Raw genomic sequence first — 568 nt, forward strand, 5'->3', positions numbered from 1 at the left:
TTGTTAGATTGCCTGAATTATCACCAACGGCTTGTGTTTGTCCTGTTGTCGCGCTGTTCCAATAACTATTTTTGATTGTTCCACCGTACCAACCGACTAACCCACCAAATGTTATTGCACTTCCTGATGTTCTGGTAACCTGACCCGTAGCATAACTGTTTTCTACAGTGCTTGAATAATTTTGACCTAGCAGCCCACCCACAACATTTATACCTGACACTGCTCCTGTGGCATAGCTGTTTTTAATTACCGAGTTACTATTATTAATTCCCGATAAACCACCTGCATTACTATTATAACCTTGTGCTTGTGTTTGGACTGCCCCAGTTGCATAGCTGTTTTCAATCCGAGAGCTGTTTTCATTGGTTCCTGACAGTCCACCTGCAAAACTGTTTGTCGCTGTAACTTGGGCATTGGAATAGCTCGATAGAATACTTGACTGATTCAAATTACGTCCAACTAAACCACCAACGGCATGATAACCATTCACTTGACCTGTACTAAACGCATTACTCGTGTTTGTAGAATTTGCCTCGCCTATAAGTGCACCAACTCTCCAAAAGCCTTT

The 568-nt window shown here is 42.1% G+C and carries 1 protein-coding gene; it reads right to left on the minus strand.

Annotation, left to right across the window (positions count from 1 at the left end; translation table 11 throughout):
- The coding region (locus F973_RS09690; RefSeq protein ID WP_004761506.1) for a GLUG motif-containing protein at positions 1-568 on the minus strand (568 nt) is incomplete at both ends.

Origin of the sequence: Acinetobacter sp. CIP 102129, from assembly GCF_000368305.1 — a bacterium.
In the GTDB taxonomy this organism is placed as follows: Bacteria; Pseudomonadota; Gammaproteobacteria; order Pseudomonadales; family Moraxellaceae; genus Acinetobacter; species Acinetobacter parvus.